This window comes from Shewanella morhuae, assembly GCF_003028295.1.
GTDB lineage: Bacteria > Pseudomonadota > Gammaproteobacteria > Enterobacterales > Shewanellaceae > Shewanella > Shewanella morhuae.
The window spans coordinates 2,436,931-2,459,290 of the sequence record NZ_PYSG01000002.1; the positions used below are offsets into that span (position 1 = coordinate 2,436,931).

Sequence of the window (22,360 nt, forward strand, 5' to 3'; positions counted from 1 at the left end):
GGAGGTTATTTTGTAGCTTCGAGTAAATCTTTTACCTTAGCCAGTTCAATTCGTGCATATCGGTGTTCAACAAAATCATGGATATTGGTTGCCAACGCCAGGCGGAAATAGTTGGCAGCATCTTGATACTGCTCTATCTCTATCGACATTTTAGCGAGATAAAAATAAGCCTCACATAAACGTTCAGCATATTCTTTAGGATGGGTTAGCCCTTCTTTAGCCGCAGTAAACACCTGTTGACGGCTTTTTTGACCTAAATAATAATCAACAATTACGCTAGACCAAGCATCGTTATCTAAATGCTGACGATTCTCCATGAGCTGTTTTTTAGCTGTAACTACATCGTCTTTTGATTCAACTAAATACAACCATAATGCGCGATAGCCGTCGGTATTATCGCCTGCGTAAAATGCTTGCATATCTTTAGTGGCTAAATCATTACGCCCACCATAGTACAAGGCAATACCACGATTTAAATAAGCATAATCATAATTAGGCGCGAGCTCTAATACGCCATCAAAGGCTTCATAGGCACTGTCGAACTCGCCTTCTTGAGTGTAATAAATTCCAAGAAAATTATAGGCATCTGCGAGATCCGGTTGTAATTTCAACGCTTGAATAAAATCAATACGTGCAAGCAGTCTTAAACCCACACTGTCGTAGATCACTCCGCGATCGTAGTGAAACCTTGATCTTTGTTCATTACTTAATTCGACCGCAGACAAAATCTCATTTAGCTTAGCTAACGTGACCTCTACTTTATAATCTGGCATCACGGGGGCTATAACCAATTTACCTTCAACATCATTTTGGTTATCTAAAGGAGACTGGGTGGTAGCGCATCCGGCTAACAACAGACTGGCGCCCGCCAGCACAGCAACGACAGCGGTTCTAATTTTAAGACTCATCCATTTCTACCTTTTTAGATTCCCAACATACGCAGAAGAATGTTCATGATAGCAATCCCATCACAGGACTGCTATTGGGGAATTGAGATTAATATTGAGTTTCTGAATATCAAAAACAAAAAAGGAGATCATTCGATCTCCTTTTTATGCAATCACTTAAAAAGTATCTGCTGATAATAAGTCAAAGAATGACTATTCAGCGGCTTCTTTAGTTTGTGCTTCTTTGATTGATAGACGTACGCGACCTTGACGATCCACTTCCATAACCTTAACAGCTACATCTTGGTTCAATACAAGATGATCAGACACGTTAGCTACACGCTCATCACTGATTTGTGAAATGTGCACTAAACCGTCTTTGCCTGGCAGAATGTTAATGAAAGCACCGAAATCAACGATACGGATAACCTTACCCGCGTAGATACGACCGACTTCAACTTCTGAAGTGATTTCTTCGATACGACGAATCGCTTCTTTCGTTGCTTCGCCATTTGAAGATGCGATCTTCACTGTACCATCATCTTCCAATTCAATCGTAGTACCCGTTTCTTCAGTTAAAGCACGGATAACTGCGCCGCCTTTACCGATAACGTCACGGATTTTTTCTGGGTTGATTTTGATAATAGTAATACGTGGAGCATGATCAGAAATATCATCACGGTGTGAGCCAATCGCTTGATCCATCACATTCAGGATATGCACACGTGCGCCATAGGCTTGTTGCAGTGCGATTTCCATGATTTCTTTAGTGATACCTTCAATCTTGATATCCATCTGCAGTGCAGTAATACCACCACGAGTACCGGCTACTTTAAAGTCCATGTCACCTAAATGATCTTCATCACCTAAAATGTCAGAAAGAACAACAAAATCATCGCCCTCTTTTACTAGACCCATAGCAATACCGGCTACAGACGTCTTGATTGGTACGCCCGCATCCATCAGTGCAAGTGAAGTACCGCAAACTGATGCCATAGAGCTTGAACCGTTAGATTCAGTGATTTCAGATACAACGCGCACGCTGTATGGGAATTCTGCAGCTGAAGGCATAACGGCTTTCATACCGCGCCAAGCTAACTTACCATGACCGATTTCACGGCGCTTAGGCGAACCCACCATGCCAGTTTCACCGACAGAGTATGGAGGGAAGTTATAGTGCAGCATGAAACGGTTAGTACGCTCGCCCATGATGCTGTCAATCTTCTGTGCATCACGCTCAGTACCTAAAGTACAAGTCACTAGCGCTTGAGTTTCACCACGGGTGAACAATGCACTACCGTGAGTACGTGGCAATACGCCAGCTAATACACTTAAAGCACGGATCATATCAGGTTCACGACCATCGATACGTGGTTCGCCACGGATGATGCGACCACGAACAACTTTCTTCTCTAGGCTACCCAGTAAGTTGTCTACTTCACGTAAATCAACATTAGGATTGCTCGCTAACAAGGCTTCTTTTGCTGCGGCTTTAACCACAGAAACTTGAGCATAACGATCTTGTTTAACTTGGATTTTATACGCATCACCTAAACCAGCTTCAGCAAGCGCTTTAATTTGGGCAACTAAATCGGCATCTTGTACTGGTGCAGTCCAATCCCAAGTTGGTTTACCAGCTTCTGCTTTAAATTCAGCAATCGCTTTGATAACCACTTGTTGTTGATCGTGACCGTAAACAACAGAACCTAACATCACTTCTTCTGGTAATGCTTGGGCTTCTGATTCCACCATTAATACTGCGCCAGCAGTACCAGCAACCACTAAATTTAGTTGGCTAGTGGCAAGTTGCTCAACACTTGGGTTCAACACGTATTCGCCATCAATGTAACCCACACGTGCAGCACCCAAAGGTCCGCTAAATGGAATACCAGAAATCGCCAGTGCCGCAGAAGTACCAATCATAGAGATAATATCTGGTTCGATTTGTGGATCGACAGATACTACGGTAATGATGACTTGGACTTCGTTTTTGAAACCATTAGGGAAAAGAGGGCGAATTGGACGGTCAATCAGACGAGCGATTAATGTCTCATCTTCTGAAGGACGGCCTTCACGCTTAAAGAAACCACCAGGAATTTTACCGGCTGCGTAGGTTTTTTCTTGATAGTTAACAGTCAGAGGGAAAAAGTCACGACCAAGATCTGCTTCTTTTTTACCGACAACAGTGACTAACACTGTCGTGTCACCCATACTTGCTAAAACGGCTGCATCAGCTTGACGCGCTATAACACCTGTTTCCAGGGTGACTGTATGTTGACCATACTCAAAACTCTTTACAATAGGATTCACGTGACCCATTCCTTAATTAATGACCTTGAATTACGCGCGTAAGTATACTGCAATTCGCCGCAATAGAGAAAGAGTAGATAATGGTGACAAAGGCTTATCTTTTAACTAAAGTGGATAAATCAACAAAGAATTGTGTTTAAAGCTGAAATAAAAAAATAATTATCTCCTACGGCGAAAATAATAAAGGGCTAGCTTAATGACAAGTCGTTTTAAATCGTTGACCTGGAAACAAACTAATCTAGTTGTTTTTACAGCCTTATTTTTTGCTATTGTCATTTTTATTATTGAAATAGCCCTCGTCGTCGTTTCGACTAAACAACAACTCACGACGACTCAGCAAGAGCTTTTAAATTCAGTAGAACAACCCGCTGCGAATGCCGTTTGGGCTTTGGATGATAATTTAGCGCGCCAAACCCTAGAAGGAGCCATAAAAGTTGAGCATGTAAGCTCAGCAGTAATTGAGCTTGATGACGGGTCGATGTTTGTTTCCGTCAGTAATAACAAAAAAAATGACTCTCTCACCTTCACCAGTATCGGCAATAAACTATTTAATAACCTGAAAGAGATTTCTCGTCCTCTTTACCGCCCTTTTTATTTTGAAGGGACTCAAAAACAGCAATTAATAGGCACTCTAACGGTTTTTTACGATACCCAAGAGCTCACTAATAGTCTTTTTTCTCAGTTACAATTTAGCTTTTTTGCCACTCTCATCCGGGCACTATTACTCACTTTAGTTCTTTCTGTAGTATTCCATCGCTTCTTGACCCAGCCGATTGCCCGTATAAGTGAAGCCATTGATAAAATTGATCCTGACTCGCCAGACGAAAACCTATTGCCCATATCTGATGCCCATGAAGACGATGAGCTAGGTTTAGTGACCAAAAAATTTAACCAAATTTTGATTCAATTTAGCCAAACCCAATCTAAACTTCGAAAAATGGCGACTCGAGATCCTCTCACCGGATTGCCTAACCGCACATTATTACTCGAAACTATCGCCGTCACGATTCAACGCTCGCGCCTACAAAAACGCAGTTTTGCACTGATGTTTATCGATTTAGATCGTTTTAAAAATATCAACGATTCACTGGGACATACCTTAGGCGATCAGTTTCTCGCGCGCATTGCTCGGATGCTGGAGCGTTTTGTGGGCGATAAAGGTACTGTTTCACGTTTAGGTGGAGATGAATTTGTAATTTTAGCTGACACGATCCATAGCCCAGATGACGCTGCTGATTTTGTTAGGAAGCTACTGATACAACTTAATATTCCGATACAACTCAATGAACACGCAATTCATCCAGCAGCCTCTATTGGTATCTCTATTTACCCCGAAGATGGCAGCACCGCAGAGGATCTTATTCGGCATGCTGATATTGCCATGTATAGCGCTAAAGCCGCGGGTTCCAACCAATGGGCTTTCTTTAAAGAACAAATGACTGAACGTGCAGCGGTACGTTTACGCACTGAGGCTTCATTACACGATGGCTTAAAAAACAATGAGTTTTTGCTATATTTCCAACCTAAACTTGACTTGCAAACTGGCAAAGTTGTCAGCTGTGAAGCGTTAATTCGCTGGCAAAAAGACGGCCGGCTCATCAGTCCAATTTCTTTTATTCCAGTAGCCGAAGAAACAGGGATCATTATTCCGATTGGTCGCTGGGTGATAGAACAAACCTGTAAGGTATTACGAGAATGGCAAAAGAAATATAACTATGCCATACCAATTGCGATTAATGTTGCCTCGCAACAGTTTGCTGATGCCAGCCTAGTACCGGATATTAAACAGATGGCGCTGCGTTACCAAATTCAACCTGAGTTACTAGAAATTGAGATTACTGAAACATCGTTAATGAATGATATTGAGTTAGCCATTGTTAAGCTTGAACAGCTTAAATCCGCCGGCTTTGGCATCGCTGTTGATGATTTTGGCACCGGTTATTCATCACTATCTTACCTACGCCATTTGCCTATTACGACGATGAAAATCGACCGCTGTTTCGTGTCCGATTTGCCAGAAGATAGCGCAATTGCTTCAACAATTTTAATGTTAGGTAAACAGCTTAATTTAAAAATTGTGGCTGAAGGGATTGAAAATGAGCAACAGTTGGATTGGTTAAAGGAAAATCAGTGTCAAATTGGTCAAGGATTCTATTTTAGCCAACCATTGCCACAAGCGGAATTTGAAGCTTTGTACATTGCAACCCAAACAGTAACCGTCAGCGGCTTATACCGTAGCTAGTTAGAGTTCTAACGCACTCTTTTTTAAATACCTTACGGGTATAATGATTTCAGGGACAGCAGCGTGAACATTAAATATAAAATCGATTATGCAATTATGTGTGACAACCTTACGTAGATTGCACGTTAGTTTTAGGCAATAAAAAAGGAGGCTAAGCCTCCTTTTCTATATTAATCGACGCGCTATTAACGACGTAGACCTAATTTTTGGATCAGAGCAGTGTAACGTGCTACATCAGTACGCTTCAGGTAAGCAGTTAACTTACGGCGTGAGCTAACCATACGTAACAGACCACGACGTGAGTGATGATCATGGATGTGCTCTTTGAAGTGAGCTTGTAAATGGTTGATTTGTGCAGTTAACAAGGCAACTTGAACTTCAGTTGAACCAGTGTCATTTTCGCAACGGCCAAAATCAGCCAGAATTTTTGCTTTTACTTCAGTACTTAGTGACATGTATATCTCCAAATAAATAATATGAATCTCTAGCCGATCACTAACTCAGCCAGAGGGCGCGCTATTCTACCCAGAAACCCACGTTAGCGCAATAAAAGGTGGATACTAATCCATGAACTAATAAATTTATTCATGGATAACGGGTTAATTCGTTTCTGCAGGCTCGTTATGGATCACTATGAGTCGTTTCGGCGCAAGTAGCCCGTCTTCGTTCAAAGTGCCAATACCGACAAAACGACGAATATCCCCTAAGGTGATACGCACCAGCTCATCGATTTTCAAGTCTGCATTAACTGGTACTCTCACAGCTTGGCCTTGCATTAAGTAAGGAGCAATCGCATCAGGCACATTCACCTCAGGGAAATCGGCCACTGCCGTATCCATGGGTAATAACAGTGGATCGAGTAATACACTCGGATCTATCTGTTGTTCTTGTGCTTTAGCAACAAGTGCTTCAAGCTGATCTAAAGTAACCATTCTAGCATACGGATATTGTGCAACTTGAGTACGGCGCAACATGATGACATGGGCACCACAGCCGAGCATTTCACCTAAATCGTCAACGATAGTGCGAATATAAGTGCCCTTAGAACAATGAATATCTAAGGTTAGCTCATCGCCTTCAAGACCGATAAAATTTAGTTCAAATACCGTAATCGGACGAGATTCACGCGGCACTTCAATGCCTTCACGGGCATATTTATACAGGGGCTGGCCCTGATATTTAAGCGCGGAATACATAGAAGGGATTTGCTGAGTCTCACCACGGAAGAAATCAAGCGCAGTAAGTAACTGCTCCTGCGTAAAATCAATAGCGCGGCTTTGCACCACTTCACCATCGGAATCACTGGTATCAGTACGCTCACCCAGCTTAGCAGTAACTAAATAGCGTTTATCAGCATCTAACAGATGTTGAGAAAACTTAGTCCCTTCGCCTAAGCACACGGGTAACATGCCTGTTGCTAACGGATCGAGTGCGCCCGTATGCCCTGCTTTGTTCGCATTAAAAAAGCGCTTTACCCTTTGCAATGCAAAGTTAGAACTCATGCCTGTGGATTTATCCAACAGTACGATCCCATCAATAAAACGACCTTTTGGACGACGAGCCATTAATCTTTACCTTTAGTTTCATCTGCATCATCGGCAATATCGTCAGCTTGGACTTCATCTTCAACTGATGCGTCTTCGCTGCCAAATTGCTGCTGCTTCGCTTTGTCTTGGTTAATCACTTGGCTAACTAAGTTAGACATGCGCATACCTTCAACCAGCGAGCTATCGTAGATAAAACGTAGCTCAGGCATCACACGCAACTTCATACGACCCGCGACTAATGTACGGATATATGGGGCTGCACTGATTAATGCGTTAAGTTTTTCTTGCACAACGTCTTTGTCTTCTTCAAAGAAAGTGACAAAAACTTTGGCGTAGCTTAAGTCCCGTGAAACATCGACATCATTGACTGTAACAAAGCCAACACGCGGATCTTTCATGTCACGCTGTACCACTTGAGCAAGTTCTTGCTGAAGCTGTTGAGCGATTCGACGAGTACGACTGAATTCTTTTGCCATAATATTTCTTACCATAGCTTAAATTGATAAGGGCGGCTAATGCCGCCCTTTTTATCATTACAGAGTACGAGCAATCTCGACAGTTTCGAACACTTCGATTTGGTCGCCTACGCGAACATCGTTGTAGTTCTTAACGCCAATACCACATTCCATACCATTGCGAACTTCTGCAACATCATCTTTAAAGCGACGCAGCGATTCAAGTTCACCTTCGTAGATCACCACGTTATCACGTAGTACGCGAATTGGTGCGCTACGCTTGATAAGGCCTTCGGTAACCATACAACCAGCAATAGCACCCAGTTTAGGCGACTTAAATACATCACGTACTTCAGCCAGACCAATAATCTGTTGCTTGAACTCTGGTGATAACATGCCCGTCATCGCAGCACGAACTTCATCAATCAAGTGATAAATAACGCTGTAGTAGCGTAAATCTACACTTTCGCTGTCGATTGTCTTACGGGCCTGTGCATCAGCACGCACGTTAAAGCCAACCAGAATTGCGTTAGACGCTGCCGCTAAGGTTGCATCAGTTTCAGTAAGAGCACCCACACCGCGAGCGATGATGTTGACTTTCACTTCGTCAGTAGACAAACCTGTTAACGAGTCAGTAATCGCTTCTAATGAACCTTGTACGTCTGCTTTAAGAACGATATTGAGTTCTTTCACTTCGCCTTCAGTCATGTTCGCAAACATGTTTTCTAGCTTAGATTTTTGCTGACGCGCTAATTTCACATCACGGAACTTGCCTTGACGATACAGGGCAACTTCACGAGCTTTACGCTCATCACGGACCACTGTTGCTTCATCACCAGCAGACGGTACGCCTGACAGACCCAGAATTTCAACCGGAATAGATGGACCCGCTTCAGTAATTGAGCGACCGTTCTCATCTTTCATTGCACGGATTTTACCGTACTCAAGACCACAAAGAACGATATCACCTTGGCGCAGAGTACCTTCTTGAACCAGAATCGTAGCAACTGGGCCACGACCTTTATCCAATTGTGATTCAATGACCACACCAGCAGCCATACCATCACGTACCGCTTTCAGTTCGAGAACTTCAGCTTGCAGTAAGATACCTTCTAACAGTTCGTCAACGCCTTCACCTGTCTTAGCTGAAACGAAGGCAAACATGTTGTCTCCACCCCAATCTTCAGACATAACACCGTGTTGTGACAATTCGCTCTTAACGCGATCGATATCCGCTTCCGGCTTATCCATCTTGTTCACAGCCACGATTAGTGGCACGTTACCGGCTTTAGCATGTTGAATTGCTTCGATAGTTTGCGGCATTACACCGTCATCGGCAGCAACAACTAACACCACGATATCCGTTGCCTTGGCACCACGGGCACGCATTGCGGTAAACGCGGCGTGACCAGGAGTATCAAGGAAAGTGATCATGCCGTTTTCAGTTTCAACATGGTATGCACCGATATGCTGTGTGATACCACCGGCTTCGCCAGCAGCCACTTTCGCGCGGCGAATATAATCAAGTAACGACGTTTTACCATGGTCAACGTGACCCATGATAGTGACAACCGGTGCACGAGACTCTAATTTGATACCGTCTTCATCGTCACGATCTTGCATCACTTGATGCTCTAGTTCGTTTTCGCGAATAAGTACAACTTTATGACCCATTTCTTCAGCAACCATCTGGGCAGTCTCTTGATCTAACACTTGGTTGATCGTGACCATGGTACCCATTTTCATCATTTGTTTGATGATTTCAGTCGCTTTTACTGCCATTAAATGTGCCAGTTCAGCTACAGTCACAGTCTCACCGATACGCACATCACGACTTACCGCTGCCACAGGCTTATTAAAGCCGTGCGCCATAGATTCAGGTGCTGTACTGCGGTTACGCATGTGCTTTTCACGGCCGTCACGAGCATCTTTGCCGCCACGCTTCTTGGCATTCGTCTTGTTACGAGCACGACGTCCGCGCTTTTCTTCATCTAAATCAGAAGTATCCTCAGCGGCACGAGCCACTTTAGATGTCGTGATATGATGATCACCGTTCTTTTCAGCTTCTAGACGTTGGCGCTCTTCTTCGGCCCAACGCTTAGAGTGTTCTTCAGCCAATAGACGAGCTGTTTCAGCCGCTTTTGCTGCATCTTCATCTTGCTTACGTTTAGTTGCAGCTTCTTGAGCGGCTTTTAAACGTTCAGCTTCTAGACGAGCTGCTTCTGCTTCTGGTGACATATCTTTAGCCACTTTCACTTCAGCTGCCGCTTTGGCTTTCGCCTTAGCTTCTGCGTCGGCTTTTGCCTTTGCATCTGCTTCAGCTTTAGCTTTTACTGCCGCAGCAGCTTCCGCTTCAACCTTTGCTTTTGCCAAAGCTTCTGCTTCGACTTTCGCTTCTTCTTCAGCCTTCAGAGTAGCCTCACTAGCATCACGCTTAACGAAAGTTCGTGTTTTACGAACTTCAACTTTAACATCTTTAGATTGACCACCACTACCAGCCACACTTAGGGTCGATACGGTTTTACGCTGCAGCGTCATTTTCGTTGGCGCATTTTCGCCACCGTGCTGCTTTTTCAGATAATCCAATAACTGCTGCTTTTCAGTTTCAGTTACGTTATCAGCTTGGTCTTTCTTGATTCCAGCCTGAGAGAATTGCTCTATCAGACGTTCAACACTTTTACCCACTTCCGTGGCCAATTTCTCTACGGTCGTATCTGCCATCAGTTAAATCCCCCTCTGTTGATCGACTTATGCTTCTTCGCCAAACCAACAGATATTGCGGGCTGCCATGATGAGCTCACCTGCTTTTGCTTCTGTCAATTCTTCAATTTCGATCAAATCATCAATGCCTTGTTCAGCCAAGTCTTCTAGAGTCACAATACCTTTGCTAGCAAAAACATAGGCTAAGTGTCTATCAATACCTTCAAGTGCAAGTAACTCAGCACTCGGCTCCACACCATCCAGTGCTTCTTCAGTAGCGAGAGCTCGGGTTGAGATCGCCGCTTTTGCACGTTCACGTAAGGCTTCAACGAGATCTTCGTCAAAACCATCAATCGCCAATAATTCAGACACAGGTACATAAGCAACTTCTTCGAGCGACGTAAAGCCCTCATCTGCTAGCACTTGTGCAAAATCTTCATCGACATCCAGTGAATTAACAAATAAATTAACTACCTTGGCGCTTTCTGCCTGGTGTTTCTTATTCATATCTTCCACTGTCATTACGTTCAGCACCCAACCTGTCAGTTGTGTCGCTAAACGTACGTTCTGGCCATTACGTCCAATGGCTTGTGCCAAACTATCTGGTTCAACGGCGATATCCATAGAATGGTTATCTTCGTCGACAATGATAGAAGCCACATCGGCTGGCGCCATAGCATTGATGACATATTGCGCTGGATTATCATCCCACAATACGATATCAACACGCTCGCCACCCAGTTCATTTGATACCGCTTGAACACGCGCACCGCGCATACCCACACATGCACCGATAGGATCGATACGGCGATCATTTGACTTAACGGCAATTTTAGCGCGAGCACCTGGATCACGGGCTGCGCCCATAATCTCAATCAGTTCGTCAGCTATTTCAGGTACTTCTACACGGAAAAGCTCAATCAGCATTTCAGGCTTAGTACGGCTTAAGAATAACTGTGCGCCGCGAGCTTCTGGGCGTACTGAGTACAATAATGCCCGCACACGATCGCCTGGACGGAAAGATTCACGCGAAATTAAATCTTCACGGAATAATACGCCATCAGCGTTATTACCTAAATCAACTACAACGCTTTCACGTGTCGCCTTTTTTACGATACCGGTGATTAACTCACCTTCTTGGTCTTGGAATTGTTCCACTACCTGAGCGCGCTCAGCTTCACGTACCTTTTGTACGATAACTTGCTTAGCCGTTTGAGTAGTAATACGGTCAAATACCACTGATTCAATATCGTCTTCGATAAATTCACCCGGCTGAATATCCGGGTTTTCGTAACGTGCCGCTTCTAATGTGATTTCGCGGTAAGGGTTTTCCAACGCTTCACCATGATCATCAATCACCATCCAACGACGGAAGGTTTCATAGCCACCCGTCTTACGATCGATAGCAACACGAACGTCAATATCACCTTCGTATTTTTTTTTGGTTGCTGTGGCCAGAGCAGTCTCTAGCGCTTCAAAAATTTTCTCGCGAGGAACGGCCTTTTCGTTTGAAACCGCCTCAGCGACTAGCAGAATCTCTTTATTCATCTCTTGCCTCGTTCACCTTGAAACTCAAAACTTAGCGATTAAGTTGCCTTTACGGATATTATCCAGGGCGACAACCAACTCTTTACCATTCGCTTTCAGTGACAGCATTTGCCCGTCAACCTTAGTGATGGCGCCTTTTAGATTACGACTGCCGTCAACCGGCATAGTCAATTGAAGCTTTACATCCTCGCCTACATAACCCGCATACTGCTCAGCAGTAAATAAGGGTCTATCAACGCCTGGCGAAGAAACCTCTAGGGTATATTCTGTAGAAATAGGATCTTCAACATCAAGTACAGCACTGACTTGGCGACTTGCACTGGCACAATCTTCGATATTGATACCATTTTCACCATCAATGAACACTCGCAGTGTGGAATGCTTACCCGCTTGAACATATTCAATGCCCCATAGCTGAAAGCCTAATGCTTCCACAGGTACTTTGAGCATTTCTGCCAGTCTGAATTCTAATGTTGCCAAGATTGACCCCCGAAAAAACAAAAAAGGGCTAAAAGCCCTAGTACAACGCCACATACGGAGTATGCGACAAATTTAAAAGTCCCAGATAACAAAAAACCCCGTGAGGACGAGGTTATTAATTTCAAGAACCTGTAAACCATAACGAATCAAAATGCTATTCGTTACTAGGAGCTGGTTGCGGGGGCCGGATTTGAACCGACGACCTTCGGGTTATGAGCCCGACGAGCTACCATGCTGCTCCACCCCGCGTCAACTATGTGCAAGTATATTGACTATCGTCATTTCTTGCAATAACTAAGAGAAAAACTTATCACTTTATCTTAGTTATATTTGGTGCCGAGAGCGGGACTTGAACCCGCACGACCGTTAGGTCACAGCCACCTCAAGGCTGCGCGTCTACCAATTTCGCCACCTCGGCGACACCTTTTACTAGTCAGGAATTTTTGTTTCTGACTTTTCGGTTGCTTGCTCAACAGGTTGTGTTACCTGTTCAGTATCTGAACCTAAATTTTTCCATGAATCTTCACTTTTGGTGTGATTTGCACTTAAATTGCCAATCAGCAAACTCAAGGTAAAAAAACCAATGGCTAAAACAGCCGTAGTACGAGTCAGGAAATTACCTGAACCGCTAGAACCAAACAGAGTACCTGATGCACCGGCGCCAAAAGAGGCTCCCATATCAGCTCCCTTACCTTGCTGAATTAATATTAGACCGATTAGACCTAATGCAACCAACAAGTATACAACTACTAGAACTTCATACATATTATGCGCTCATCGCTATGGTACATAAGCTTAAAAACTCGCTAGAGTTTAAGCTAGCACCGCCAATCAGTCCACCATCAACATCAGGCTGGGCAAATAAATCTGCAGCATTACTAGGTGTTACACTACCACCGTAGAGAATCCTGATATTTTCTCCAATAAACGGAGATACTTCAGAGAGGCGTTTGCGAATAAACGCATGTACTTCTTGTGCCTGCTCTGGTGTAGCACTTTTACCTGTTCCTACAGCCCAAAGTGGCTCATAGGCGATAATAGCGTTATCAAAAGCCATAGTGCCATTTTTCTGGATCACTATATCCAACTCTTCCGCAATCACCTCAAAGGTGCGCCTTGCTTCACGTGCTGGACCGGATTCACCCACACATAAAATCGGAGTTAAGCCATGCTTTTGTGCAGCGGCGAACTTCTCCGCTACGATATTACTCGTCTCTCCGTACATACGGCGACGTTCTGAATGCCCGATAATCACATATCGACATCCTGAATCTTTTAGCATCTGACCTGAAACTTCTCCGGTATAAGCGCCAAAGTCATGTTGACTTAAATTTTGCGCGCCCATCCTAACAAGTGAACCGTCTAACGCTTCCTTGTTTGCTTCTAGCAGTTGCCTAACGCTCTCTAGATAGATAGAAGGCGGGCATAAAACCACTTCAGCTGAATCATTTTGGAGCTTAGAGGCAAATTTTTTGAATAACTCTTCGGCGAGTGCCGAACTGCCGTTCATTTTCCAATTGCCAGCAACCATAGGACGTCTGAGTGCCATCACTGTCTCCTTTGAAAGCGGCGTGAATAATAGCGAACCACTTATTAAGTTACAATAGCTAAAGTCGAATATTTTCAGATATCAGGTTGGAGTGCTTACTTTTTACACTCAAAAAATGATATCTGTACATTTGTGCAGCTAACACCTTCATTTTAAATCGGTATCCACTGCACTCATTACAAAAAACTTCAGCACTAGCTTGCGGATCTGACGGCATCTGCAATCAAATTGGCATGGGCTAATACTGCACTATGATCGTCCCCTTCTACCATGACTCGGATCAAAGGTTCTGTACCAGACTTACGCAATAATACACGGCCACGGGCACCCAGTTGTGACTCAACTTGCTTTTGAGCAAGTTTCACCGCATCTGAATTAAGTGGATTATGGCTACCTTCAAAGCGCACATTAACAAGCACCTGCGGTAACATTGTCATCGCCGAGGTAAGCTTATCTAAAGTCGCATTCTGTCGGCGCATAGCAGCTAATACTAGAATCCCAGCAACAATACCATCACCCGTTGTACCGTGATCGAGGTTTAAAATATGCCCCGAGTTCTCACCACCGATACGCCAGTCGAGTTCTTTTAGCAGTTCCATTACATAACGATCGCCCACTTTTGAACGTGCAAAGGGAACATCAAGTGCTTGTAAGGCTAAATCGAGGCCAAGATTTGACATGAGTGTGCCAACGACACCTCCGCGTAATACACCGCGTAATTTAGCATCACAGGCTAAAATATATAGAATTTGGTCACCGTCGATCACTTCGCCTTTACTGTTGACCATCATAATGCGGTCGCCATCACCATCGAGTGCGATGCCAAGATCGGCATTTTCTGAAAGAACAGTCTCACAAATCTTGGCCATGGACGTAGCGCCCACTTTATCGTTAATGTTCATGCCGTTTGGTTGATCACCAATAGCAATGACCTCTGCACCTAATTCACGAAATACTGCCGGCGCAATGTGGTAAGTGGCACCATGGGCACAATCAACCACAATTTTCAGACCCATTAACGTGTGTTCAGCAGGAAAATTGCCTTTGCAATATTCGATATAACGGCCACGCGCATCTTCAATACGAGATACCTTGCCCAATAGATGCGACTCAACACACACGAGGGGCTTTTCAAGTTCTGCTTCGATTTCTAGCTCTAAGTTATCATCTAACTTACTACCATCAGTGGAGAAAAATTTAATACCATTATCATAATAAGGATTATGTGATGCGCTAATCACCACCCCTGCTTCAGCACGAAAGGTTCGTGTTAAATAAGCTACAGCTGGTGTTGGCATCGGTCCCATTAATAAAACATTAAGACCTGCTGCTGAAAAACCCGCTTCCAATGCCGATTCAAACATATAGCCAGAGATGCGAGTATCTTTACCTATTATTACTTTTTTAGTGCCATTACGGGATAACACGCGCCCCGCAGCCCAACCTAACTTCAGCGTAAGTTCGGGTGTCATTTGACCTGAACCGACCTTGCCACGAATACCGTCGGTTCCAAAAAATTTACGTTCTTTCATATCGCCCCATAAACTGAAATGTGTCCCAATTATTTGGGATCATAATATTAATTAAATGCTTAACCAGAGCATAACGGTGCTTAAAAATACACTTGTGTGGCTTGTAACACTTTGAGCATATCCACAGTTTCAGCAACGTCATGCACGCGAATGATATGAGCTCCCTTTTGCGCCGCAATCATCGCACCCGCAAGACTCCCAGCAAGACGTTCTGAGGTCGGTTTTGCTAAGAGGTCGCCTATCATGCTCTTACGAGATAATCCTATCAATACGGGTAAGTCAAACTTGGCAAAACGATCTAACTTCGCCAGTAGTTCATAGTTATGTTTTACGCTTTTGCCAAAGCCAAACCCTGGATCGAGTAATATTAACTCCCGAGGGATCCCTGCTTGCAAACAAGCCTCAATCCGCCCGCTTAAAAAATTAGAAACTTCTTCAATTACATCATAATAAGTCGGTGAAGATTGCATATTTTTGGGCTCGCCCTGCATGTGCATCAAACAAATAGGGACTTGCAACTCTGCGGCAGCGTCGAGCGCACCAGGTTCCATCAAAGCACGCACATCGTTAATCAGGTGCGCGCCTGCAGCAACAGCTTGACGCATCACCTCAGCTTTGCTGGTGTCGATTGATATCCACACATCATGGTGAGTAGCCACATATTTCACTAATGGGATCACCCGAGCAAGTTCTTCAGTAAGACTCACCTCAGCGGCGCCAGGCCTAGTCGATTCGCCGCCAATATCTATCATTCCCGCGCCTTGAGTCACCATGTCATCGGCATGCTGGCAGGCAAGTTCAAAGGAGGAATATTGACCTCCATCGGAAAAGGAATCGGGAGTAACATTAAGAATCCCCATTACAATGGGCGAAGATAACGCGAGGCGTTTAGTGCCAACAATCAGTTCAAACACACTTGTACTCCAGTAATACCACTATCGATGATTTTATCCATGGGCAGAGCTGTCGTCATCTATTTTAAGACAAGATGAAAGTGACAAAAAACTAAACACTATTGGTGCATACATTCAATGACAGCGTAGTCAAATACCGAACAAGATAAAACAAGAAAACCCCTTTCGGGGTTTTCTTTAGTATCACTAACAATTACTTAGCAGGTGATTCATCAACATCTTTCAGTTCTGGCTCAACGGGCGCTGCAGTAACACTATCTTCAGCTTTCGCTGTAGGTTCACCATGGCCGCTGCCTTTATCGTTAGAACCATTGTCATCGACTTGCCAATCGGCAGGTTGACGTACTTCTTGACGTTTCATTAAATCGTCAATTTGAAGTGAATCAATGGTTTCATACTTCATCAAAGCTTCTTTCATTGAGTGCAGAATATCAATGTTATCTGTCAATATCTGCCTAGCTCTTGCGTAGTTTTTGTCGATAAAGACTTTTACTTCCGCATCAATTAGGGTTGCGGTTTCATCGGACATGGCTTTGGCTTTACCCATACTGCGACCTAAAAAGACTTCACCGTCTTCTTCGGCATACAATAATGGACCTAATTTGTCCGAGAAGCCCCACTGAGTCACCATGTTACGCGCAATTGATGTCGCGTATTTGATGTCCTGTGATGCGCCAGTCGACACTTTATCACTACCGTAAATCAGTTCTTCCGCTAAACGACCGCCGTAAGCGACCGAAATTTGGCTTTCTAATTTACGACGGCTCTGGCTCACTGAGTCAGCTTCCGGTAAGAAGAAAGTCACACCCAGCGCACGGCCGCGAGGAATAATAGTGACCTTATGCACAGGATCGTGCTCTGGTACTAAACATCCTACGATTGCATGGCCGGCTTCGTGGTACGCCGTCATTTCTTTTTCAGCTTCAGACATCACCATAGAACGGCGCTCTGCACCCATCATGATTTTATCTTTAGCACGCTCAAATTCTTCCATACCGACAACTCGGCGATTGCCACGAGCCGCAAACAGCGCCGCTTCGTTGACTAAGTTAGCTAAGTCAGCACCAGAAAAACCGGGTGTACCACGGGCAATCACGCTCGCCTTCACATCGTCTGAAAGTGGTACTTTACGCATATGTACTTTCAAAATTTGCTCGCGACCACGTACATCAGGTAAACCAACCACCACTTGGCGGTCAAAACGGCCTGGACGCAATAACGCAGAATCGAGTACGTCTGGACGGTTAGTTGCTGCAATAACGATAACGCCTTCATTACCTTCGAAGCCATCCATCTCAACCAGCATTTGGTTCAGTGTTTGCTCACGTTCATCATGACCACCACCTAAACCAGCGCCACGTTGACGACCGACCGCATCGATTTCATCGATAAAGATGATACAAGGTGCAGACTTTTTCGCTTGCTCGAACATGTCACGCACACGGGATGCACCGACACCAACGAACATTTCAACGAAATCAGAACCCGAAATAGTGAAGAAAGGTACCTTAGATTCACCCGCAATGGCTTTTGCCAGTAAGGTTTTACCGGTACCTGGTGGTCCCACCATCAGTACGCCCGTTGGAATCCGGCCACCCAATTTTTGAAATTTAGTTGGGTCACGCAGATAATCAACCAGTTCTTTCACTTCTTCTTTTGCTTCATCACAACCAGCAACATCAGCAAAAGTGGTTTTAATCTGATCTTCGCTCATCAGCTTGGCTTTGCTCTTACCAAAGGACATAGCCCCTTTGCCGCCACCACCTTGCATCTGGCGCATGAAGAAAATCCATACCCCGATAAGCAATAACATCGGGAACCAAGAGATAAAAATTTGAGTTAGGAACCCAGATTCTTCGGCTTCTTGGCCCTTCATAGTGATGCCCTTACGATCAAGATCATTAATTAAATCTTGGTCATATAACGGCATGATAGTAGTGAACTTTTCACCAGTGCGTTTAGCACCTTCAATAGTGCGTAGGTCGCTTTTAACTTCAACCGATGCTACCTGCCCATCACGAACATTATCTAAGAAGGTAGAATAATCCATCTTCTGCGATGACGAAGAAGAGGGGGAGTAACCCTGAAACACTGACATCAGCACAACGGCGATGACAACCCAGAGTATTAGATTTTTTGCCATGTCACTCAAATTACTAGACCTCATTAAGTCTTGCGATTACTAACGCTAGATTACTACAACTTGTATCCAGTCGCCACAAGATAGACTTCACGGGAACGCGCCCGCGAAGAGTCCGGTTTACGTGTTTTAACTACTTTAAACGCTTCTTTTACCGCTTTCATGTATTCGTCAAAGCCCTCCCCCTGAAAGACTTTCACCGCAAAACAGCCGTTGGGTGCCAAAACTTGATGACACATATCTAACGCTAATTCCACCAAATACATGGCGCGCGGCTGATCGACGCCATCTGAACCGCTCATATTAGGCGCCATGTCAGATAACACAACGTCAACCTTAGCGTCACCGACACGGGTAAGCAATGCTTGAAGGACTTTATCTTCACGAAAATCCCCTTGCAAAAAGTCTACCCCAACGATGGGATCCATTGGCAAAATGTCACAGGCGATGACCTTACCTTTATCTCCCGCTAACTTAACCGCCACCTGAGACCAGCCTCCTGGCGCGGCCCCGAGGTCAACGACTGTCATACCTTGACGAATAAGTTGATCCTTTTGTTGGATTTCCTCAAGCTTAAACGCAGCGCGAGATCGTAACCCCATTTTCTGTGCGAGTTTAACATAATGATCATCAAAGTGTTCTAGCATCCAGCGATTGGAACTGGCCGTACGTTTTTTACCTGACATTTAAAATCCGCAACAATTGAGAGTTACACAAGGGTTATATAAGGGTAGAATAGCCGCTTTTCAACAGTAACTCAGCAAAAGTTGGTAGAAATGAACTTAACAACCAAACAAAAACAGCATTTAAAAGGCTTAGCACACATGCTAAAGCCAGTGGTGCTGCTTGGTGCCAATGGATTGACTGAAGGTGTACTCGCTGAAATTGAAAGCGCACTCGCTTATCATGAATTGATTAAAGTGAAAGTAGCCTCTGCTGACAGAGAGCTAAAAAATGCCATCGTTGATGCCATAGTACGTGAAACTCAATCTGCAAAAGTGCAACTTATTGGTCATATTCTGGTGATTTATCGTCAATCACCAGAAATGAAAGTTGCTTTGCCAAAGGCAAAGTAATTTTTCTTGATTTTTATTGTGTCAACAAAGAAGCCACTCATTTGAGTGGCTTCTTTGTATTTGCGGTTAATTTACGTTTTTGGCTTTCGTCCAACAATAATGGCTAAGGCGCGTCAGAGATAATTTGTGCTTTATAATGCTCAGGCGTTAAACCTAAAAATTCAGGTAATGAGGTGCCAACAGAAATAGAAGAAAACGTACCGGTTAAGATGCCAATAAACATCGCAATTGAAAAACCTTCCAATGGCCCACCACCCATAATCCACAGCGCACCCACTGTCATTAAAGTTGTCCCTGATGTCACCATAGTGCGGGAAAATGTCGCCATAATCGCTTGATTATTAATCTCTTGGATCGAAAGCTTTGGCTTAGCAATCAATAATTCACGAATGCGGTCAGCAATGATGATCGAATCATTTAAGGAATAACCTAAAATAGCTAGCACTGCTGCCAATATCGTTAGATTAAACTCCATTTGAGTCAGTGCAAAAAATGCCAATACAAAGACCACGTCATGCAATAGCGCAAACAAAGCGCCAGATGCAAGCCGCCATTCAAAGCGATAACTTAGGTAACCTAAAATACACAGCATTGCGACTAACAGTGCCAAGCCACCCTGCTCCGCCAACTCTTGGCCAATCTGCGGCCCCACAATGCTGCTATTAAGTACTTGTACTTCAGAGTGAAGCGGCGCTAACACTTGCTGAATATCGACATGACTTTGCTCAGCATCGGCTGTGTTCATATCTGTACTAATGATATCAGCGTAACGCAGTACCCAACGCCCCGGCTCACTGGCCGAAATCACTGTAACATCTTGCTGATAGGCGGCGTTAAGCAAAGGCTGTAACTCACTACTGGTAATTTTTTTATCGAGCTGAATTTCAGTGACTACGCCGCCGGTAAAATCTAGCCCCCAGTTAAACCCTTTCACACCGATAATGGTTAATGACATTATCATCAGCAAAATCGAGATAGCGCTACAGCCATAGCGCCACAGAGTTAAATGACCCATTAAATTGATATTCTTCATACTTATACCCTCACATGACGACTAGCATCACGTCCATAAACTAAGTTGATCAACGCTCTTGAGGCAAAGATACCGGTAAACATGCTGGTTAATAGGCCTAGACCTAGGGTCAAGGCAAAACCTTGGATTGGGCCATTACCGATGGAATACAGCACCACGGCGGTGATCATCGTGGTGAAATTAGCATCAAAAATAGTAGAAAACGCACTATCAAAGCCCGTATCAATTGCCAGTGCAAAACTGCGGCCTTCCTTTAACTTATCTTTTATCCGCTCGAAAATTAGTACATTGGTATCGACCGCCATACCAACCGTTAGTACCAAGCCGGCAATACCGGGTAACGTTAATACTGCACCAGGAATTAGCGCCAACAGGCCAAACAGGATCACCATGTTAGAGATCAGCGCTATGTTTGCCACCCAACCCAGACGGCGATACCAAAGCGCCATAAATAACAAGGTAATGCCCATTCCTAAACCGAGCGCGGCAAAGCCATTTGCAATGTTTTCAGCCCCCAGTGTTGGGCCAATAGTGCGCTCTTCAACAATCGTTACTGGTGCTGTCATTGAGCCCGCCCTCAGCAGTAAGGCTAATTGCTGCGCTTCTTGATAGGTGCCAGCGCCAGTGATGCGGAAACGATCGCCCAGCTGCGATTGAATGGTCGCAACACTAATGATTTCTTGAATTTGCTTGGCCTTACCTTGCTCATCACGGCTGTATTCGCTGTAAGACGTCGCCATAGGTTTGCCGATATTAGTTCGGGAAAACTCAGACATTTTCTGCCCACCGACGCGGTCAAGATTAATATTCACCTCGGCCATGCCCATCTCACCTAAACTCGCCCTCGCATCAATAATATGATCGCCGCCAAGCACGGGCGTGCGGCTCACATAAATAGGCTTACCCGACTGGTCATTGAGCACCATTGCATTTACCGAGCCCGACTCTTTCACCTCGAAAAAGGCCAAACTCGCCGTTGCACCAATCACATTTTTTGCAGCTGCGGGATCTTGTATGCCGGGTAACTCAATCCGAATTCTATGATCGCCCTGGCGCTGCACTAATGCTTCAGTAATACCGAGTTCTTCAATACGGCTGCGCATCACCTGCAAGTTTTGTTGTACGGTTAAATTACGCAGTTTTATTTGTTCTTCTTGGCTCAACTTAATCTGTAAACTTGCGCCATCAAGGTTAGATAATAGCCAATTAGGATATGATTCTTTCATCATCTGCCGCACAGCGGCACGGGCATCGTTATCAGGCAAAGTGAGGTTTAACTGGTTGTCTTGATCTAAATGGACACTCGTGCCACGAATTTTTTGCTCACGAATAAATTGGCGTAGCGAATCGACCAGTGCCTCAGCCTGTGTTTGGTATACAGGCTCAATATCCACATCAAGTAAAAACTGCACGCCACCGCGTAAGTCGAGTCCGAGTTTAATTGGCTGAAAACCTAAGTTTTGCAACCAACTTGGCGCAGCACTGGCAAGGGATAAGGTCAACTCTTTTGGCTCTGTAACCATAGACGAAAGCAAGGTTTTGACTAAGGTTTGTTGATTATCCTCATCAAGGACAATCAGGGTTTCGCCATCCTTCTGGTCGATACGTTTCACCGTCACGCCTTCCGCTTGCAGCTTATCTCGAAGTGCTACCGGCGCGAGTGTTAACCCTGCCTTAGCCCCCACTTGCACCGCTGCATCCTCACCATACAATGTAGGCAAGGCACTGAATAACATCACTATAAGGCTGACAATGAGGACTAGGTATTTCCAAGCTGAATAATGATTTAGCAGTCGTTTATTGGATTTTATTTCCATGGGATTAACTCGTTATTTATCGCCTAGTACTTTCATCAAAGTTTTAGGCGAACATATTGATATCATTACGAAACAAGCCATTGAGTACCAGCAAACTAAGCTTGATAAACTCAAATCATTACGGCGAATT

At 44.4% G+C, this 22,360-nt stretch carries 18 protein-coding genes and 2 tRNA genes; 2 read left to right on the forward strand and 18 right to left on the reverse strand.

Annotation, left to right across the window (positions count from 1 at the left end):
- Nucleotides 1–5: 5 nt before the first annotated feature.
- Complete coding sequence (gene nlpI / locus C9I43_RS11200; protein WP_107883515.1) at nt 6–908, reverse strand: lipoprotein NlpI; 903 nt, start codon at nt 906–908, stop codon at nt 6–8.
- Between the two features lie 192 nt (nt 909–1,100).
- Nucleotides 1,101–3,197: a polyribonucleotide nucleotidyltransferase gene (pnp, locus tag C9I43_RS11205; protein ID WP_076496420.1), complete on the reverse strand. Its 2,097-nt coding sequence runs from the start codon at nt 3,195–3,197 to the stop codon at nt 1,101–1,103.
- A gap of 196 nt (nt 3,198–3,393) precedes the next feature.
- On the opposite strand from pnp, the gene C9I43_RS11210 reads away from it, so the two are divergent.
- Entirely contained in the window at nt 3,394–5,439 is a 2,046-nt protein-coding gene (locus C9I43_RS11210) for a putative bifunctional diguanylate cyclase/phosphodiesterase (RefSeq protein WP_107883516.1), read from the forward strand.
- A 185-nt stretch (nt 5,440–5,624) separates the two neighbouring features.
- Here the strand turns inward: C9I43_RS11210 and rpsO are convergent, their stop codons facing one another.
- From rpsO to rlmE, 14 genes are all read right to left on the reverse strand, one after another.
- Entirely contained in the window at nt 5,625–5,894 is a 270-nt protein-coding gene (gene rpsO / locus C9I43_RS11215) for a 30S ribosomal protein S15 (RefSeq protein ID WP_006082713.1), read from the reverse strand.
- A 144-nt stretch (nt 5,895–6,038) separates the two neighbouring features.
- Nucleotides 6,039–7,004, reverse strand: a complete 966-nt coding sequence (truB, locus tag C9I43_RS11220; RefSeq protein ID WP_107883517.1) for a tRNA pseudouridine(55) synthase TruB — start codon at nt 7,002–7,004, stop codon at nt 6,039–6,041.
- The gene (gene rbfA / locus C9I43_RS11225; protein ID WP_107883518.1) at nt 7,004–7,462 is read right to left on the reverse strand and encodes a 30S ribosome-binding factor RbfA; all 459 of its coding nucleotides are present in this window, start codon (nt 7,460–7,462) and stop codon (nt 7,004–7,006) included. Before rbfA ends, truB begins: the two co-directional genes overlap by 1 nt.
- Nucleotides 7,463–7,519: 57 nt before the next feature.
- On the reverse strand, nt 7,520–10,162 hold the full coding sequence (gene infB, locus C9I43_RS11230) for a translation initiation factor IF-2 (protein WP_076496416.1): 2,643 nt from the start codon (nt 10,160–10,162) through the stop codon (nt 7,520–7,522).
- Between the two features lie 27 nt (nt 10,163–10,189).
- Entirely contained in the window at nt 10,190–11,689 is a 1,500-nt protein-coding gene (gene nusA / locus C9I43_RS11235; RefSeq protein ID WP_076496415.1) for a transcription termination factor NusA, read from the reverse strand.
- A 24-nt stretch (nt 11,690–11,713) separates the two neighbouring features.
- On the reverse strand, nt 11,714–12,169 hold the full coding sequence (gene rimP / locus C9I43_RS11240) for a ribosome maturation factor RimP (protein WP_076496414.1): 456 nt from the start codon (nt 12,167–12,169) through the stop codon (nt 11,714–11,716).
- A gap of 172 nt (nt 12,170–12,341) precedes the next feature.
- Nucleotides 12,342–12,418, reverse strand: a tRNA-Met gene (locus C9I43_RS11245).
- An 82-nt stretch (nt 12,419–12,500) separates the two neighbouring features.
- Nucleotides 12,501–12,587: transfer RNA gene (locus C9I43_RS11250), tRNA-Leu, on the reverse strand.
- 11 nt (nt 12,588–12,598) lie between these two features.
- A complete protein-coding gene (gene secG, locus C9I43_RS11255) occupies nt 12,599–12,934 on the reverse strand; it encodes a preprotein translocase subunit SecG (RefSeq protein ID WP_076496413.1) in 336 nt (111 codons plus the stop codon).
- 1 nt (nt 12,935) lies between these two features.
- A complete protein-coding gene (tpiA, locus tag C9I43_RS11260) occupies nt 12,936–13,718 on the reverse strand; it encodes a triose-phosphate isomerase (RefSeq protein WP_076496412.1) in 783 nt (260 codons plus the stop codon).
- Between the two features lie 194 nt (nt 13,719–13,912).
- Nucleotides 13,913–15,250, reverse strand: a complete 1,338-nt coding sequence (gene glmM / locus C9I43_RS11265) for a phosphoglucosamine mutase (RefSeq protein ID WP_107883519.1) — start codon at nt 15,248–15,250, stop codon at nt 13,913–13,915.
- Between the two features lie 80 nt (nt 15,251–15,330).
- Nucleotides 15,331–16,164, reverse strand: a complete 834-nt coding sequence (folP, locus tag C9I43_RS11270) for a dihydropteroate synthase (protein ID WP_107883520.1) — start codon at nt 16,162–16,164, stop codon at nt 15,331–15,333.
- Nucleotides 16,165–16,357: 193 nt separating this feature from the next.
- Nucleotides 16,358–18,331, reverse strand: a complete 1,974-nt coding sequence (gene ftsH / locus C9I43_RS11275) for an ATP-dependent zinc metalloprotease FtsH (RefSeq protein ID WP_181317877.1) — start codon at nt 18,329–18,331, stop codon at nt 16,358–16,360.
- Between the two features lie 29 nt (nt 18,332–18,360).
- Nucleotides 18,361–18,990 carry a 23S rRNA (uridine(2552)-2'-O)-methyltransferase RlmE gene (gene rlmE, locus C9I43_RS11280; RefSeq protein WP_076496408.1) on the reverse strand — a complete coding sequence of 210 codons (630 nt, stop codon included), beginning with the start codon at nt 18,988–18,990 and terminating at the stop codon, nt 18,361–18,363.
- A 90-nt stretch (nt 18,991–19,080) separates the two neighbouring features.
- On the opposite strand from rlmE, the gene yhbY reads away from it, so the two are divergent.
- Nucleotides 19,081–19,380 carry a ribosome assembly RNA-binding protein YhbY gene (yhbY, locus tag C9I43_RS11285; RefSeq protein ID WP_076496407.1) on the forward strand — a complete coding sequence of 100 codons (300 nt, stop codon included), beginning with the start codon at nt 19,081–19,083 and terminating at the stop codon, nt 19,378–19,380.
- A 103-nt stretch (nt 19,381–19,483) separates the two neighbouring features.
- Here yhbY and secF read toward each other — a convergent pair whose 3' ends face one another.
- Together secF and secD are read right to left on the reverse strand one after the other, a co-directional pair.
- Nucleotides 19,484–20,413, reverse strand: a complete 930-nt coding sequence (gene secF, locus C9I43_RS11290) for a protein translocase subunit SecF (protein WP_107883522.1) — start codon at nt 20,411–20,413, stop codon at nt 19,484–19,486.
- Nucleotides 20,414–20,415: 2 nt separating this feature from the next.
- The gene (gene secD, locus C9I43_RS11295; protein ID WP_107883523.1) at nt 20,416–22,230 is read right to left on the reverse strand and encodes a protein translocase subunit SecD; all 1,815 of its coding nucleotides are present in this window, start codon (nt 22,228–22,230) and stop codon (nt 20,416–20,418) included.
- Nucleotides 22,231–22,360 lie beyond the last annotated feature (130 nt).

Excerpts from the sequence above, each read along its gene's own strand:
- secG (WP_076496413.1), bottom strand. The coding sequence starts at position 12,934 with ATGTATGAAGTTCTAGTAGTTGTATACTTGTTGGTTGCATTAGGTCTA.
- nlpI (WP_107883515.1), bottom strand. The coding sequence starts at position 908 with ATGAGTCTTAAAATTAGAACCGCTGTCGTTGCTGTGCTGGCGGGCGCC.
- tpiA (WP_076496412.1), bottom strand. The coding sequence starts at position 13,718 with ATGGCACTCAGACGTCCTATGGTTGCTGGCAATTGGAAAATGAACGGC.
- infB (WP_076496416.1), bottom strand. The coding sequence starts at position 10,162 with ATGGCAGATACGACCGTAGAGAAATTGGCCACGGAAGTGGGTAAAAGT.
- yhbY (WP_076496407.1), top strand. The coding sequence starts at position 19,081 with ATGAACTTAACAACCAAACAAAAACAGCATTTAAAAGGCTTAGCACAC.
- nusA (WP_076496415.1), bottom strand. The coding sequence starts at position 11,689 with ATGAATAAAGAGATTCTGCTAGTCGCTGAGGCGGTTTCAAACGAAAAG.
- rbfA (WP_107883518.1), bottom strand. The coding sequence starts at position 7,462 with ATGGCAAAAGAATTCAGTCGTACTCGTCGAATCGCTCAACAGCTTCAG.
- rpsO (WP_006082713.1), bottom strand. The coding sequence starts at position 5,894 with ATGTCACTAAGTACTGAAGTAAAAGCAAAAATTCTGGCTGATTTTGGC.
- truB (WP_107883517.1), bottom strand. The coding sequence starts at position 7,004 with ATGGCTCGTCGTCCAAAAGGTCGTTTTATTGATGGGATCGTACTGTTG.
- secD (WP_107883523.1), bottom strand. The coding sequence starts at position 22,230 with ATGGAAATAAAATCCAATAAACGACTGCTAAATCATTATTCAGCTTGG.
- ftsH (WP_181317877.1), bottom strand. The coding sequence starts at position 18,331 with ATGAGGTCTAGTAATTTGAGTGACATGGCAAAAAATCTAATACTCTGG.
- C9I43_RS11210 (WP_107883516.1), top strand. The coding sequence starts at position 3,394 with ATGACAAGTCGTTTTAAATCGTTGACCTGGAAACAAACTAATCTAGTT.
- rlmE (WP_076496408.1), bottom strand. The coding sequence starts at position 18,990 with ATGTCAGGTAAAAAACGTACGGCCAGTTCCAATCGCTGGATGCTAGAA.
- glmM (WP_107883519.1), bottom strand. The coding sequence starts at position 15,250 with ATGAAAGAACGTAAATTTTTTGGAACCGACGGTATTCGTGGCAAGGTC.
- secF (WP_107883522.1), bottom strand. The coding sequence starts at position 20,413 with ATGAAGAATATCAATTTAATGGGTCATTTAACTCTGTGGCGCTATGGC.